This window comes from Streptomyces sp. NPDC032822 (genome assembly GCF_055578825.1).
Genome location: NZ_JBVIOL010000008.1, coordinates 87225 through 99956, shown reverse-complemented (window position 1 = coordinate 99956; position 12732 = coordinate 87225). Strand labels below are relative to the sequence as shown.

Here is a 12732-nt window from a genome sequence, read left to right as displayed (position 1 = left end):
CGGTCTGCGGCGACCGAGGCGCGACCGTCCCCCTGCTTCGTCAGTTCTTCAGCGCCGCTTCCATCACGGCCTTGGCGACCGGCGCGGCCAGCCCGTTGCCGCTGACCTCCGACCGGGCCGCGTTCGACTGCTCCACGATCACCGCGACGGCGACCTCCTTGCCGTCGGCCTTGCCGTACGAGGTGAACCAGGCGTACGGCGTCTTGCTGTTGTTCTCGCCGTGCTGGGCCGTACCGGTCTTGCCGCCGACCGTCGCGCCGGAGATCTGCGCGTTCGTTCCGGTGCCCTCCTCGACGACCGTCTGCATCGCCGACTGCAACTGCTCGGCGGTGGAGGAGCTGACGATCTCCTTGGTGTCCGTGTCGTCGTCGTAGTTCTCCAGGACGTCACCGCCGCTGTCGGTGATCTGGGACACCATGTGCGGCGAGACCAGCTTGCCGCCGTTGGCTATCGCCGCCGAGACCATGGCCATCTGCAGCGGCGTCGCCGTCACGTCGAACTGGCCGATGCCCGACAGCGCCGTCTGCGCCTTGTCCATGTCCTTGGGGTAGACGCTCTCGTACGCCCGCACCGGGACGTCCTGCGTGGCGTCGTTGAACCCGAACTTCTCCGCGGTCGCCCGGACCTCGGCATCACCCAGGTCGACGGCCATCTTCGCGAAGACGTTGTTGCAGGAGTACTGCAGGGCCACCCGGATCGAGGCGTTCTCGCAGGGCGCCGAGGGGTTCTCGTTCGACAGCACGTCCGTCGACAGCGGCAGTTGGTACGGGTTCGGGCTGTCGGTCTTCTCGTCCACCGACGAGTACAGCCCGTCCTCCAGCGCCGCCGCGGCCACGACCAGCTTGAACGTCGAGCCCGGCGGCAGCGGCTGGCGCAGCGCCCGGTTCGTCATCGGCTTCTCGGAGTCCTTGGTCAGCTGCGACCAGGCGTCGCCCTCGCCCGTGGTGAGCTTCGAGGGGTCGTACGACGGGGTCGAGGCGACCGCGAGGATCCGGCCCGTGGCCGGGTCGATCGCGACGGCGGCGCCCTTGTTGTCACCGAGCGCGTCGTACGCCGCCTTCTGCACGGACGGGTCGATCGTCGTGATCACGTTGCCCGGGTCGGCCCGCTTGTCGGTGACGGTGTCCATCACGGTCTTCAGCCGGGTGTCCGTGCCGTCGAGCAGGTTCTGGTAGATGCCCTCCAGTTGCGTCGCCCCGTACGCCTGCGAGCTGTAGCCGGTGACGGCCGCGTACAGCTTGCCGTTCGTGTACGTCCGCTTGTACTTGAGGTCGCCGCTCGTCGGCGCCGAGCCGGTGACCGATCTGCCGCCCACCACGATGTTGCCGAGCGGCGCGCTGTACAGCTCGATCGCGTTGCGCCGGTTGTCCTTGTCGTCTGCGAGCGCCTTGGCGTCGTAGAACTGCACCCAGGTCGCCCTGAACAACAGAGCGAACACCAGGAGCAGTATGAAGACGGAGGCGCGCCTGATCGTTTTGTTCATCCCGCTCAGAAGGACGAGCCGGAGTGAGGGGATCGTTCCCTTCCCACCGGATTTCTCATCGCCTGTTCATGAAAGTCCCGCCGGGCCGGGGCCGGGGCGGCTCAGCCCTCCAGCGTCAGCACGACTTCGTCGATCTCCTCGGCGCGGGCGTTCGCGTAGCCCGTGGTCCGGGCGGTGAGCCGGAATCCGCACGTGGCCAGGACGCGCAGCGAAGCCTCGTTGTCGGCGGCGGCGCGGGCGTACAGCGGGCGTTCCGGCACCTCGGCCAGGAGTGCGGTCAGGGCGGCGGTGGCGATGCCCTTGCCCCAGTAGGCGCGGTCGATCCAGTAGGTGACCTCGCGCTCGCCCGGCTCTCCGTACACCGCCGCGCTGCCCACCACGTCACCGTCGGCCAGCACCGTACGCACCACCACGTCGGCGGAGGACCTCTGGCGCTTCCACTGGGCCTCGAAGGCGTCCCGGTCGGCCGGATCCCGTGGGGTGAAGGCCGCCATGCGCAGCGCCTCGGGGTCGTTGAGCTGCCGGAAGAAGACCGGCAGGTCGCTGTCGTGGACCGGGCGGAGGTCGACCTGCATCGTTCAGAGCCTCCGGGTGGCGAGCGTCAGCCGGTCACGGGCGTCGAACAGGGCGTCCTTCACCAGCTGCTCGTGCGCCGGGGTGAGCCGCGCCACCGGCACCGAGCAGCTGATCGCGTCCCGTGCCGGGGTGCGGTACGGGATCGCCACACCGAAGCAGCGCAGCCCGAGGGTGTTCTCCTCGCGGTCCACGGAGAAGCCCTGCTCCCGGATCTGGTGCAGCTCCTCGATGAGCTTCTCCCGGTCGGTGATGGTGTGCTCGGTGAGCGCGGGCAGCGTCTCCGGGAGCAGCTTGCGGACCTGCTCGTCCGCGTAGGTGCTCAGCAGCGCCTTGCCGAGGGACGTCGAGTGGGCCGGGAGCCGGCGGCCGACCCGGGTGAAGGGGCGCAGGTAGTGCTGCGACTGGCGGGTGGCGAGATAGACGACGTTGGTGCCGTCCAGGCGGGCCAGGTGGATGGTCTCCGTGGTGTCGTCCGAGAGGCGGTCCAGCGTCGGGCGGGCCGCCGCGACCACCTCGTCGCCGTCGATGTACGAGGTGCCGACGAGCAGTGCCCGGACACCGATGCCGTACCGGGTGCCGGTCGCGTCGGTCTCCACCCAGCCCAGCTCCACCAGGGTGCGCAGCAGCATGTACAGGCTGGACTTGGGGTACCCCACGGCCTCCTGGACCGCCGCCAGGGAGTGCATGCCGGGGCGTCCGGCGAAGTACTCCAGCAGTTCAACGGTCCGTACCGCGGATTTGACCTGTGCCCCGCCGCCTGTCTCGGCTGCCGACATCGCCCTTGACCCCTTCGTTCGACGGGAAATAGTCTCCGACAGCATATTCATCATCAGAGACAGCGTTCAGCATATCGAACGACCCTGGTGAATGACCCAGCAATACGTGGAGGGACCGCGGTGGCAGCAGCACCAGTCTGGAGTGTCGACCCCCGAACCGGGAAGCAGCGGGAACAGGTTGCGGTGGAGGCCACAGCCCAGGAGGTGGACGCGGCCGTCCGTGCCGCGCACGCCGCGCGTGCCTCCCTCGCCGACCGGGCGGTCCGCTCCGCGTTCCTGCGCGCCGCGGCCGACGGCCTGGAGGCGTCCAAGGACCACCTCGTCGAGGCCGCCGACGCCGAGACCGCGCTCGGCCCGGTCCGGCTGACCGGCGAACTCGCCCGCACCTGCTACCAGCTGCGGGCCTTCGCGGACATCGTCGACGAGGGCGCCTTCCTCGACGTCGTCATCAACCACCCCGACGCCACCGCGACCCCGCCGATCCCGGACCTGCGCCGCTACAAGGTGCCGCTCGGTGTCGTCGCCGTCTACTCGGCGTCCAACTTCCCCTTCGCCTTCTCGGTGGCCGGCGGTGACACCGCGAGCGCGCTGGCCGCGGGCTGCCCCGTCGTCGTCAAGGCCCACCCCGACCACCCGGGGCTGTCCGAGCTGGTCGCGTCGGTGCTGCGCCGCGCCGCCGCCGCGCACGACATCCCGCAGGGCGTCGTGGGCCTGGTCCACGGCTTCGAGGCGGGCATCGAGCTGATCAAGCACCCGCTGGTCGCCGCCGCGGGCTTCACCGGCTCCGTCCGGGGCGGCCGTGCCCTGTTCGACGCCGCCGCGGCCCGTCCGGTGCCGATCCCCTTCCACGGCGAGCTGGGCTCGCTGAACCCCGTCGTGATCACGGAGGCCGCCGCCGCCGAGCGCGCCGAGGCGATCGGCGCGGGCCTCGCCGGTTCGATGACGCTGGGAGTCGGCCAGTTCTGTGTGAAGCCGGGCCTCGTCCTGGCCCCGTCCGGCGCGGCGGGCGACCGTCTGCTGAAGTCGCTGACCGACGCCGTCAGCGACACCGACGCCGGCGTCCTCCTCGACCACCGCATGCGGGACAACTTCGTCGCGGGCGTGGCCGAGCGGGCCGAACTCCCCGACGTCGACTCGCCGGTGACGCCGGGCGCGGGCGGCGAGCACACGGTGAGCGCGGGCTTCCTGACGGTGGCGGCACAGAAGCTGACCAGCGAGAGCGCCTACGACCTCCTCCTGGAGGAGTGCTTCGGTCCCGTGACGGTCGTGGTCCGCTACGACGACGACGCCCAGGCGCAGGCCGTGCTCTCCCGCCTGCCCGGCAACCTCACCGCGACGGTCCACCTGTCGGAGGAGGAGTCGGCCGGCGAGGGACGCGGCGCGGAGATCCTGGCGGAACTGACACCGCTGGCCGGGCGCGTGCTGGTGAACGGCTGGCCGACCGGCGTGGCCGTCGCGGCGGCCCAGCACCACGGCGGCCCGTACCCGGCGACGACCTCCACGTCGACGTCGGTCGGCGGCACCGCGATCGAACGGTGGCTGCGGCCGGTGGCGTACCAGGGCGCACCGGAGGCGCTGCTTCCGGCGGAGCTGCGGGACGCCAACCCGCTCGGGGTGCCGCGTCGGTTCAACGGCAGCCTCGAACGCTGATCCCACAAGGGCCGCACGGAGCAGGGGAAACTGGGAAGCTCTGACGATGGACGTCGAACTTCCCGAACTGCCCTTCCTCCTTCGTACGTACGGCCCCAACGGCAACTGGTCCCACGACGACGGTGTCCTCACCGGATGGGCCGGCCCGCGCCACGACCGGTTCGTGCCGCCCGCCGGTGAGGGGCTGGACCCCGCCTCCGACGCGCCCCGCCTGCTCGGGTCGCCCGAAGGCGACTTCCAGCTGATAGCACGCGTCACCGTGGGGTTCGCCGGGTCCTTCGACGCGGGGGCGCTGTACGTCCATGTCGGCGAACGGGCCTGGGCCAAGCTGTGCCTGGAGTACTCCCCGGACGTGCCCACCGTCTGCACGGTGGTCACCCGGGGACACTCCGACGACGCCAACGCCTGGACGGTGGAGGGCAGTTCCGTCTGGTTCAGGGTGAGCCGCACCGGCCGCACCCTCGCCTTCCACGCCTCCCGTGACGGAAAGCGCTGGATCTTCGTCCGCCTCTTCACCCTCGGCGACGAGAAGGAGACCGGCGCGGCCCTGGTCGGCTTCATGACGCAGTCGCCGATGGGGGAGGGGTGTGTGGTGACCTACGACCACATCGAGTTCCGGTCCACCTGGCCGGACGACCTGCGCGACGGAACCTGACCGTCCGTCCGGGAACCACAGCCGCCCCGCCCGCGTCCTCCGCCGCGTGATCAGAACACGCCGGACCGTCGAGTCCCTGGTGATCAGGACCGCCGTACCCGCCGAGGCCGAGGCGGTGACCGCGCTGCACGCGCGGGCCCGGGCCACGTACTACCCGGACGGCATCCCCGACGACGGCACCGACTGGGCCGCCGCCTGGCGCGAAGCCGTCGAGCGCCCCGCCGGACAGGTGCTGGTCGCGGTCGAGCGGGGCCGGATCGTGGGACTCGCCTCGTTCCGTACGCCCGAGGGCGGGCCCGCGGACACGGTCGGACTGTTCCAGTTCCACGTCGACCCCGACCACTGGCGCTCCGGTGTCGGCACCGCCCTGCACGCGGCCTGCGTGGAGCAGTGGCGGGCCGACGGCAGGCGGGCGGCCGTGCTCGACGTGCATGTCGACAACCGGCGGGCCCGGGCGTTCTACGCCCGGCAGGGCTGGACGCCCGATCCGCGGCGGCCGGCGGGCCCGGGAGACCACCACCTCTCCCTGCGGTACGGCCTGCGGTACGGCGTCACCGGGGAATGAAACAGACTGATTGAACGTTCAGGCAACCGGCGGAGGGAACCCCCGCGCCCGGACGACCTGGAGAGAGCCGAGAACATGCGCGTCGAGATCTGGAGCGACATCGCCTGCCCCTGGTGCTACGTGGGCAAGGCCCGCTTCGAGAAGGCCCTGGAGGCCTTCCCGCACCGCGAGCAGGTCGAGGTGGTCCACCGCTCCTTCGAGCTGGACCCCGGACGCGACAAGGGCGACATCCAGCCCGTGATCACGATGCTCACCAAGAAGTACGGCATGAGCCAGGCACAGGCCCAGGCCGGCGAGGAGAACCTCGGGACCCAGGCCGCCGCCGAGGGGCTGGACTACCGCACCCGGGACCGGGATCACGGCAGCACCTTCGACATGCACCGCCTCCTCCACCTCGCCAAGGCCGAGGGCTGCCAGGACGAGCTGCTCGGCCTGCTGTACCGGGCCAACTTCGCCGAGGAACGGTCCGTCTTCGCCGAGGGCGACGAGCGGCTCGTGGAACTGGCCGTCGCCGCGGGCCTCGACGCCGACGCCGTCCGCGAGGTGCTCGCCGACCCCACCGCCTACGCCGACGAGGTCCGCGCCGACGAACGCGAGGCCGCCGAACTCGGCGCGAACGGCGTGCCCTTCTTCGTCCTCGACCGCAAGTTCGGCGTCTCCGGCGCCCAGCCCGCCGAGGTCTTCACCCAGGCGCTGACCCAGGCCTGGGGCGAGCGCCCGCCGCTGCGGCTGATCGACCAGGAGGACGCGCAGGCGTGCGGTCCCGACGGGTGCGCGGTACCGCAGAACTGAACAGACACGCAGGTCGGGGCGGGCGTATAAGCGCTCCTTGGGGAACCGACGCAGAAACGCGCAATGGACCGGAGGTCCGCCGGGAGTCACAGTGGATCCATGGAGACCACGGAAAGCTTCGAGAGCCTCGTCCGGACCGAGTTCGCCCCGAAGAGCACCTTTCTGAACACCGCGAGCAACGGACTGCTGCCCACCCGCGCCGTCGCCGCTCTGCACGAGGCCGTGCTGCTGAAGGCCGAGGGCCGGTCGACGACCCCGCTGTTCGAGGACCTGGAGGCCGCCCGGGCCGCCTTCGCCCGGCTGGCCGGCGTCCCGGTCGGCCGGGTCGCGGCCGGGTCCTCGGTCACCGCGTACACCGGAGTGGTCGCCGCCTCGCTGCCCGCGGGCGCCGAAGTCCTCACCGCCGAGAACGACTTCACCTCCGTGGTGAACCCCTTCCACGCCCGCGGCGACCTCAAGGTCCGGACCGTGCCGCTGGAGCGGCTCGCCGAGTCCGTCCGCCACGGCACCGCCCTCGTCGCGGTCAGCTCCGCCCAGTCCGCCGACGGCCGGATCGCCGACCTGCCCGCCCTGAGGGACGCGGCCCGGGCCCACGGCACCCGCACCTACCTCGACGTCTCCCAGTCCGCCGGCTGGCTGGCGATCGACGCCGACGCCTACGACTACACCGTCTGCGTCGGATACAAGTGGCTGTTCGGGCCGCACGGAGTGAGCTTCCTCGTCGTCCCGGAGGACTTCGGCGCACTGACCCCGATCCTGGCGGGCTGGGTCGCGGCGGAGAACCCCTGGGACAACTGCTACGGCCCCGTCGTCGAACTCGCCCACTCCGCCCGGCGCTTCGACCTGCCCCCGGCCCTCTTCCCGTACACCGGGATGCGCCACTGCCTCGAACTCGTCGAGGAACTCGGCGTCGACGCCGTGCACGCCCACGACCTGGCCCTCGCCGACCGGTTCCGCACAGGGCTCGCCGGCCTCGGCCACGAACCGCTGCCCGCGCCCGGCTCGGCGATCGTGTCGGTACCCGGACTCGGCCGGCGGCAGGGCGAGTTGGCCGACGCGGGCATCCAGGTCTCCGACCGCGCGGGCAACCTGCGTGCCTCCTTCCACGTGTACAACACGACCGCCGACGTGGACCGGCTGCTGGACGTCCTGTCCGGCTGAACCGGTGGCGCGGACCCGCCCGGGACGTCGGGAGGGGCACAGGGGTGGTGCTGTCGGAGTCCACGGGCGGGACGTCCGTCGAACCGTCCGCCGACGCGGAACCGCACCGGCGGCCGGTCCACGGCGACGGGTCCGCGCCGACCGAGGCCTCCCCGGCGTACGGCGGACCGGGGCGGCGGGTGGCCCCGCGCGTCTCCCGCAGCCCCGGCGCCGCCGAGGACGTGGCGCAGGAGGTGTCCGCCCAGCTGCGGAGCAGGCCCTACGCCTTCGACGCGGGCCGGGGCACCCCTGCGCACCCGGCTGTCCGTGCTCGCCCACCGGCGGGCCGTCGACTCGGTGCGCGGCGAGGCCCAGCACCACAAGAACGCCCGCGTGGACGAGGCCATCCTGCACACCATCCCCGACCCCGCCCCGGCCCCGACGAGGCCGTCGTCGACCGGGAACGCTCCCTGCTCCTGCACTCCGCGCTCGCCGAACTCCCGCAGCGGCAACGGGACGTCGTGCACCTTGCCCATTTCTCGGGCCGCACCTAACGGCAACGGCAGGCCACCGTCGAGCTCGGCATCCCCGAAGGCACCGCCAGGACCAGGCCGCGCACCGCACCGCGCGCCTTGGCCGAATCTTTGGCCGACCCACCCGAACCGGTGGGCGAAAGGGGCGCATCATGGACAGGGAATCAGGGGGAGGGGGCGTGCGGTGACCACCGAACACGAGGGCGTACGGGACCTGTTGGCGGCCTGGGCCTTCGGCGCGCTGGAACCCTCCGACCGCAAACGGGTCACCCCGCACCTGGCCGAGTGCGAGCCCTGCGCCGCCGAGGCGGAACACCTGCGCGCGACGGTACGGCCGCTGGACGGCCCGCCGCCGACCGGCGCCCCCGTTCGGCCCGTCGGCCGGCTCCCGCTCGCCCTGCGCACCCGCCCGGCCGCCGCCCGTGTCGCCGCGCACGCCGCCCCCTACGCCGCCGCCGTCGCCGGGCTCAAGGCGTTGCTGCCCGAGGCCGCGGGCCGCTGGACCACCCCGGTGGTGCACGACTGGGACGTGCACGCGACCCTCGCCCACCTCCTCGCCGCCGACGAACCCCTCGCCGGCCGGCTCGGCCTCCACACCCGGGTACGGCCCTCGGACCTCGATGAGGACCTCCCCTGGGAGGACGCCTGGAACCGGCGTACCGCCGAGGTCATCGCCCACGAGTACGGCCGTACACCCGAGGAGACCGCCGCCGACTGGGCCGCGCAGGCCGACGCGCTGCTTGCCACCCGGGCGGCCCGCGAGCCCGAACCGGCCCTGCCGGCCGTGACGTTGATGGGCATGCGGCTGCCGGTCACCGAGCACTTCCTGGTGCGCGCCTTCGAGGTGTGGATCCACACCGACGACATCGGCCGCGCGCTGGGCCTCGCCGTGCCGCCACCGCCCGAGGCCCACCTGTGGCAGCTGGTCCGCCTAGCCGTCCGCATCCTCGGCCTCGCCCTGGCCCTGGAACGCACCGCGCCGCCGGTGCTGTTCGCGGTCACCGGCGGCGCACAGTGGGTGCTGGGCTCCGAGGACGAGCCGGTCCGTGCCGAAGTCACCCTGGATCCCGTCGACTTCTGTCTCCTCGTCGGCGGACGGTACACGCCGGACGAGGTGCCCAGAGGGGCGTCGGGGGACGAGGAAGCCGTACGGAACGTGCTGGAGCGGGCGGCGTCACTGGCCTGGCTGTGACACCACCCGCTCCACTTCGCCCGGTTCACCTCACGGGCGGGAAACTCACTGCGCCGATGCCGCGTTCTCCGGGGGGGGGGCAACCCCCGGACCCCCGGCCGGGGTCGGTCTACCGGACCGGCGTGAAGTCCCGTGCTCCGATGAACTCCGGTCGTCGGATCGGTGCCGCGAACGGCTCGACCGCCTCGTTCTCCACGCTGTTGAACACGATGAAGACGTTGCTGCGCGGGAAGGGCGTGATGTTGTCGCCCGAGCCGTGCATGCAGTTGCAGTCGAACCAGGTCGCCGAACCGGCCTTGCCGGTGAACAGCTTGATGCCGTGCTCGCTCGCCATCGCGGTCAGCGCCTCGTTCGAGGGCGTGCCCGCGTCCTGCATCTGGAGGGACTTCTTGTAGTTGTCCTTCGGCGTGGCACCCGAGCACCCGAGGAACGTGCGGTGCGACCCCGGCATGATCATGAGCCCGCCGTTGGTGTCGTGGTTCTCGGTGAGCGCGATCGAGACCGACACCGTCCGCATGTTCGGCAGACCGTCCTCGGCGTGCCAGGTCTCGAAGTCGGAGTGCCAGTAGAAGCCGCTGGCGCCGAAGCCGGGCTTGACGTTGATCCGCGACTGGTGGACGTACACGTCCGAGCCGAGGATCTGCCGGGCCCGGCCGACGACCCGCTCGTCGTGCACGAGCTTCGCGAACAACTCGCTGATCTTGTGCACCTCGAAGACGGACCGGATCTCCTGGGACTGCGGCTCCACGACGGAGCGCTCGTCGGCCCGGATCGCCGGGTCCGTGACGAGCCGCTCCAACTCCCGCTGGTACACGCCGATCTCGTCCTCGCCGACCAGCTGGTCGATGGCGAGGAAGCCGTCCCGCTCGAACGACTGGAGCTCCGTGTCGGCGATCGGTCCGGGGGTGCCCGGAGGCGACCAGAGGACCGGGTCCTTGCGGGGGGTGGCCACCTCGGTGGCGCCGCGGCTGGGGTAGAGGTCGGGAATCCTGGTGGCGGTGGTCATGGTGATCTCACACCTCCTCGGGCTCGGTGAGCAGGGGGTAGACGCCGTTCTCGTCGTGGTCCTCCCGGCCGGTCACGGGCGGGTTGAAGACACAGATGCAGCGGAAGTCCTCCTTGATCCGCATCGTGTGCCGCTCGTGGCCGTCGAGCAGGTACATGGTCCCGGGCGTGATGGTGTACTTCTGCCCGGTCTCGTCGTCGGTGAGCTCGGCCTCGCCCTCGACGCACACGACGGCCTCGACGTGGTTCGCGTACCACATCGACGTCTCCGTACCCGCGTACAGGATCGTCTCGTGCAGCGAGAAGCCGACCTTCTCCTTGGCGAGGACGATGCGCTTGCTCTCCCAGGTCCCCGACTCGGCCTTCACATGCCGGTCGGTACCTTCGATGTCCTTGAACGAACGGACGATCACGGTGTTGCGATGCCTCCTAGATAGGTGGGTCTCTCGTCGGGTCTCCCGACGGGTGCCCCCGTCGGCTTCCCGTGTTCCCGTACGGGTCAGACGGTCTCCCGTACGGCGCGGGCGAGGATGCTGAGCCCCTCGTCCAGTTCCTCCGGCGTGATGGTGAGCGCGGGCAGCAGTTTCACGACCTCGCTCTCGGGGCCGGAGGTCTCGATGAGCAGGCCGAGTTCGAAGGCGCGCTTCGCGATCCGTCCGGCCCGCTCCTTGTCGTGGAACTCCAGGCCCCACACCAGGCCGCGGCCCCGGTACTCCTTCACGTCGGCGAGGTTCTCCTCGGTGATGGAGATGAAGGCCTGCTCGACCTGCTCGCCCCGGGCGCGGGTCTGCTTCTCCATCGCGGAGCCGTCCGCCCAGTACGTCTCCAGGGTGGCGGTGGCCGTCACGAAGGCGGGGTTGTTGCCGCGGAAGGTGCCGTTGTGCTCGCCCGGCTCCCAGATGTCCAGCTCCGGCTTGAACAGGCAGAGCGACATGGGCATGCCGTAGCCGCTGATGGACTTGGACACGGTGACGATGTCCGGGGTGACGCCCGACTCCTCGAAGGAGAAGAAGGCACCGGTACGGCCGCAGCCCATCTGGATGTCGTCGACGATGAGCAGCATGTCCTGCCGCTCGCACAGCTCGGACAGCGCGCGCAGCCACTCCGGGCGGGCGACGTTGATGCCGCCCTCGCCCTGCACGGTCTCCACGATCACCGCGGCGGGCTTGTTGAGCCCGGAGCCCTGGTCCTCCAGCAGCCGCTCGAACCAGAGGAAGTCCGGGATCTTGCCCTCGAAGTAGTTGTCGAAGGGCATCGGCGTGCCGTGCACCAGCGGGATGCCCGCGCCGGCCCGCTTGAAGGCGTTGCCGGTCACCGCGAGCGAGCCGAGCGACATGCCGTGGAAGGCGTTGGTGAACGACACGATCGCCTCGCGCCCCTTCACCTTCCGCGCCAGCTTCAGCGCGGCCTCCACGGCGTTGGTGCCGGTCGGGCCCGGGAACATGACCTTGTACGGCAGGTCGCGCGGTCGCAGCACCAGGTTCTGGAAGGACTCCAGGAAGGCCCGCTTGGCGGTGGTCGACATGTCGAGCCCGTGCGTGACGCCGTCCCGCTCCAGGTAGTCGATCAACGCCCGTTTGAGGACGGGGTTGTTGTGGCCGTAGTTCAGCGACCCGGCCCCGGCGAAGAAGTCCAGGTACGCGTGGCCGTCCTCGTCGTACATACGGCTGCCCTGCGCACGGTCGAAGACGGTGGGCCAGCCGCGGCAGTAGCTGCGCACCTCGGACTCGAGGGTCTCGAAGACGCTGAGGTCGGGCTGGGTGATGGTCACGACGAATCGCTCCTCGTTGCGTGGGGGGTGCGGAGGGTCTGGTGCGGAGTGCGGAAGCGGTGCTCAGACGGCGGGAGGGAAGAACAGGGGGCCGATGCGGTACAGCACTTCGGAGTCGTGCGGTCCGTCGGGGAACACGTCCGTGTCGAACAGCACCTCCCGCTCCAGGTGGGCGACGTGGCGCTCGGCGAACGACGTGAACAGGCGCTCGGAGGCGGTGTTGCCCGGGCTGATGGTGGTCTCGACGCGGGTCAGGCCCTGCTCGGTGGCGGTGCGGGCGACCAGCCCGTCCAGCAGGGCGGCGGCGAGTCCTCGCCCGCGGTGCGTCTCGTCCACCGCGACCTGCCAGATGAGCAGGGTGTCCGGGCGGTCGGGCCGGACGTAGCCGGTGACGAAGCCGACCGGCTCGCCGTGCTCGTCGCGCGCCACGGCCGAGGTGGCGGCGAAGTCACGACACCAGAGCAGATAGCTGTAGGACGAGTTCAGGTCGAGAACCTTCGAGTCCCTTGCCATCCGCCACAGTGCGGCCCCGTCGGCCACCTCCGGGCGGTCGATTTGCAGGTCTGCTTGTGCGGCAGTCATGCGAATTGAATT

14 protein-coding genes are annotated in these 12732 nt (G+C 71.1%); 7 read left to right on the top strand and 7 right to left on the bottom strand.

What is annotated here, in order from left to right; genetic code table 11:
* Nucleotides 1–40: 40 nt before the first annotated feature.
* The 3 genes from ACZ5VD_RS23335 to ACZ5VD_RS23325 all read right to left on the bottom strand — a co-directional run bounded on the left by ACZ5VD_RS23335 (nucleotide 41) and on the right by ACZ5VD_RS23325 (nucleotide 2835).
* Nucleotides 41–1483, bottom strand: coding sequence for a peptidoglycan D,D-transpeptidase FtsI family protein (locus ACZ5VD_RS23335; protein ID WP_468683141.1), 1443 nt, complete (start codon nucleotides 1481–1483; stop codon nucleotides 41–43).
* Between the two features lie 101 nt (nucleotides 1484–1584).
* Complete coding sequence (locus ACZ5VD_RS23330) at nucleotides 1585–2058, bottom strand: GNAT family N-acetyltransferase (RefSeq protein ID WP_468554425.1); 474 nt, start codon at nucleotides 2056–2058, stop codon at nucleotides 1585–1587.
* Nucleotides 2059–2061: 3 nt separating this feature from the next.
* A complete protein-coding gene (locus ACZ5VD_RS23325; RefSeq protein WP_468554424.1) occupies nucleotides 2062–2835 on the bottom strand; it encodes an IclR family transcriptional regulator in 774 nt (257 codons plus the stop codon).
* Between the two features lie 183 nt (nucleotides 2836–3018).
* Between ACZ5VD_RS23325 and ACZ5VD_RS23320 the strand changes: the two genes are divergently transcribed.
* The 7 genes from ACZ5VD_RS23320 to ACZ5VD_RS23290 all read left to right on the top strand — a co-directional run bounded on the left by ACZ5VD_RS23320 (nucleotide 3019) and on the right by ACZ5VD_RS23290 (nucleotide 9362).
* The gene (locus ACZ5VD_RS23320; RefSeq protein WP_468683345.1) at nucleotides 3019–4485 is read left to right on the top strand and encodes an aldehyde dehydrogenase (NADP(+)); all 1467 of its coding nucleotides are present in this window, start codon (nucleotides 3019–3021) and stop codon (nucleotides 4483–4485) included.
* 46 nt (nucleotides 4486–4531) lie between these two features.
* Complete coding sequence (locus tag ACZ5VD_RS23315; protein WP_468554423.1) at nucleotides 4532–5140, top strand: DUF1349 domain-containing protein; 609 nt, start codon at nucleotides 4532–4534, stop codon at nucleotides 5138–5140.
* Between the two features lie 49 nt (nucleotides 5141–5189).
* The gene (locus ACZ5VD_RS23310) at nucleotides 5190–5705 is read left to right on the top strand and encodes a GNAT family N-acetyltransferase (protein WP_468554472.1); all 516 of its coding nucleotides are present in this window, start codon (nucleotides 5190–5192) and stop codon (nucleotides 5703–5705) included.
* Between the two features lie 75 nt (nucleotides 5706–5780).
* Nucleotides 5781–6497, top strand: a complete 717-nt coding sequence (locus ACZ5VD_RS23305; RefSeq protein WP_468683138.1) for a DsbA family oxidoreductase — start codon at nucleotides 5781–5783, stop codon at nucleotides 6495–6497.
* 99 nt (nucleotides 6498–6596) lie between these two features.
* Nucleotides 6597–7658: an aminotransferase class V-fold PLP-dependent enzyme gene (locus ACZ5VD_RS23300; protein ID WP_468554421.1), complete on the top strand. Its 1062-nt coding sequence runs from the start codon at nucleotides 6597–6599 to the stop codon at nucleotides 7656–7658.
* Between the two features lie 44 nt (nucleotides 7659–7702).
* Entirely contained in the window at nucleotides 7703–8191 is a 489-nt protein-coding gene (locus ACZ5VD_RS23295) for an RNA polymerase sigma factor (RefSeq protein ID WP_468683136.1), read from the top strand.
* A gap of 163 nt (nucleotides 8192–8354) precedes the next feature.
* The gene (locus tag ACZ5VD_RS23290) at nucleotides 8355–9362 is read left to right on the top strand and encodes a maleylpyruvate isomerase family mycothiol-dependent enzyme (protein ID WP_468554419.1); all 1008 of its coding nucleotides are present in this window, start codon (nucleotides 8355–8357) and stop codon (nucleotides 9360–9362) included.
* Nucleotides 9363–9471: 109 nt separating this feature from the next.
* Here the strand turns inward: ACZ5VD_RS23290 and thpD are convergent, their stop codons facing one another.
* The 4 genes from thpD to ectA all read right to left on the bottom strand — a co-directional run bounded on the left by thpD (nucleotide 9472) and on the right by ectA (nucleotide 12720).
* Nucleotides 9472–10368 carry an ectoine hydroxylase gene (gene thpD / locus ACZ5VD_RS23285; RefSeq protein ID WP_468554022.1) on the bottom strand — a complete coding sequence of 299 codons (897 nt, stop codon included), beginning with the start codon at nucleotides 10366–10368 and terminating at the stop codon, nucleotides 9472–9474.
* Between the two features lie 7 nt (nucleotides 10369–10375).
* Nucleotides 10376–10780: an ectoine synthase gene (locus tag ACZ5VD_RS23280; protein ID WP_266441756.1), complete on the bottom strand. Its 405-nt coding sequence runs from the start codon at nucleotides 10778–10780 to the stop codon at nucleotides 10376–10378.
* An 86-nt stretch (nucleotides 10781–10866) separates the two neighbouring features.
* A complete protein-coding gene (gene ectB, locus ACZ5VD_RS23275) occupies nucleotides 10867–12138 on the bottom strand; it encodes a diaminobutyrate--2-oxoglutarate transaminase (protein WP_468554021.1) in 1272 nt (423 codons plus the stop codon).
* Nucleotides 12139–12201: 63 nt separating this feature from the next.
* Nucleotides 12202–12720, bottom strand: coding sequence for a diaminobutyrate acetyltransferase (gene ectA / locus ACZ5VD_RS23270; protein ID WP_468554020.1), 519 nt, complete (start codon nucleotides 12718–12720; stop codon nucleotides 12202–12204).
* Between the last annotated feature and the right edge of the window lie 12 nt (nucleotides 12721–12732).

Coding starts and splice junctions, on each gene's coding strand:
- ACZ5VD_RS23330 (WP_468554425.1), bottom strand. CDS start 2,058: ATGCAGGTCGACCTCCGCCCGGTCCACGACAGCGACCTGCCGGTCTTC.
- ACZ5VD_RS23300 (WP_468554421.1), top strand. CDS start 6,597: ATGGAGACCACGGAAAGCTTCGAGAGCCTCGTCCGGACCGAGTTCGCC.
- ectA (WP_468554020.1), bottom strand. CDS start 12,720: ATGACTGCCGCACAAGCAGACCTGCAAATCGACCGCCCGGAGGTGGCC.
- ACZ5VD_RS23305 (WP_468683138.1), top strand. CDS start 5,781: ATGCGCGTCGAGATCTGGAGCGACATCGCCTGCCCCTGGTGCTACGTG.
- ACZ5VD_RS23325 (WP_468554424.1), bottom strand. CDS start 2,835: ATGTCGGCAGCCGAGACAGGCGGCGGGGCACAGGTCAAATCCGCGGTA.
- ACZ5VD_RS23315 (WP_468554423.1), top strand. CDS start 4,532: ATGGACGTCGAACTTCCCGAACTGCCCTTCCTCCTTCGTACGTACGGC.
- ACZ5VD_RS23335 (WP_468683141.1), bottom strand. CDS start 1,483: ATGAACAAAACGATCAGGCGCGCCTCCGTCTTCATACTGCTCCTGGTG.
- thpD (WP_468554022.1), bottom strand. CDS start 10,368: ATGACCACCGCCACCAGGATTCCCGACCTCTACCCCAGCCGCGGCGCC.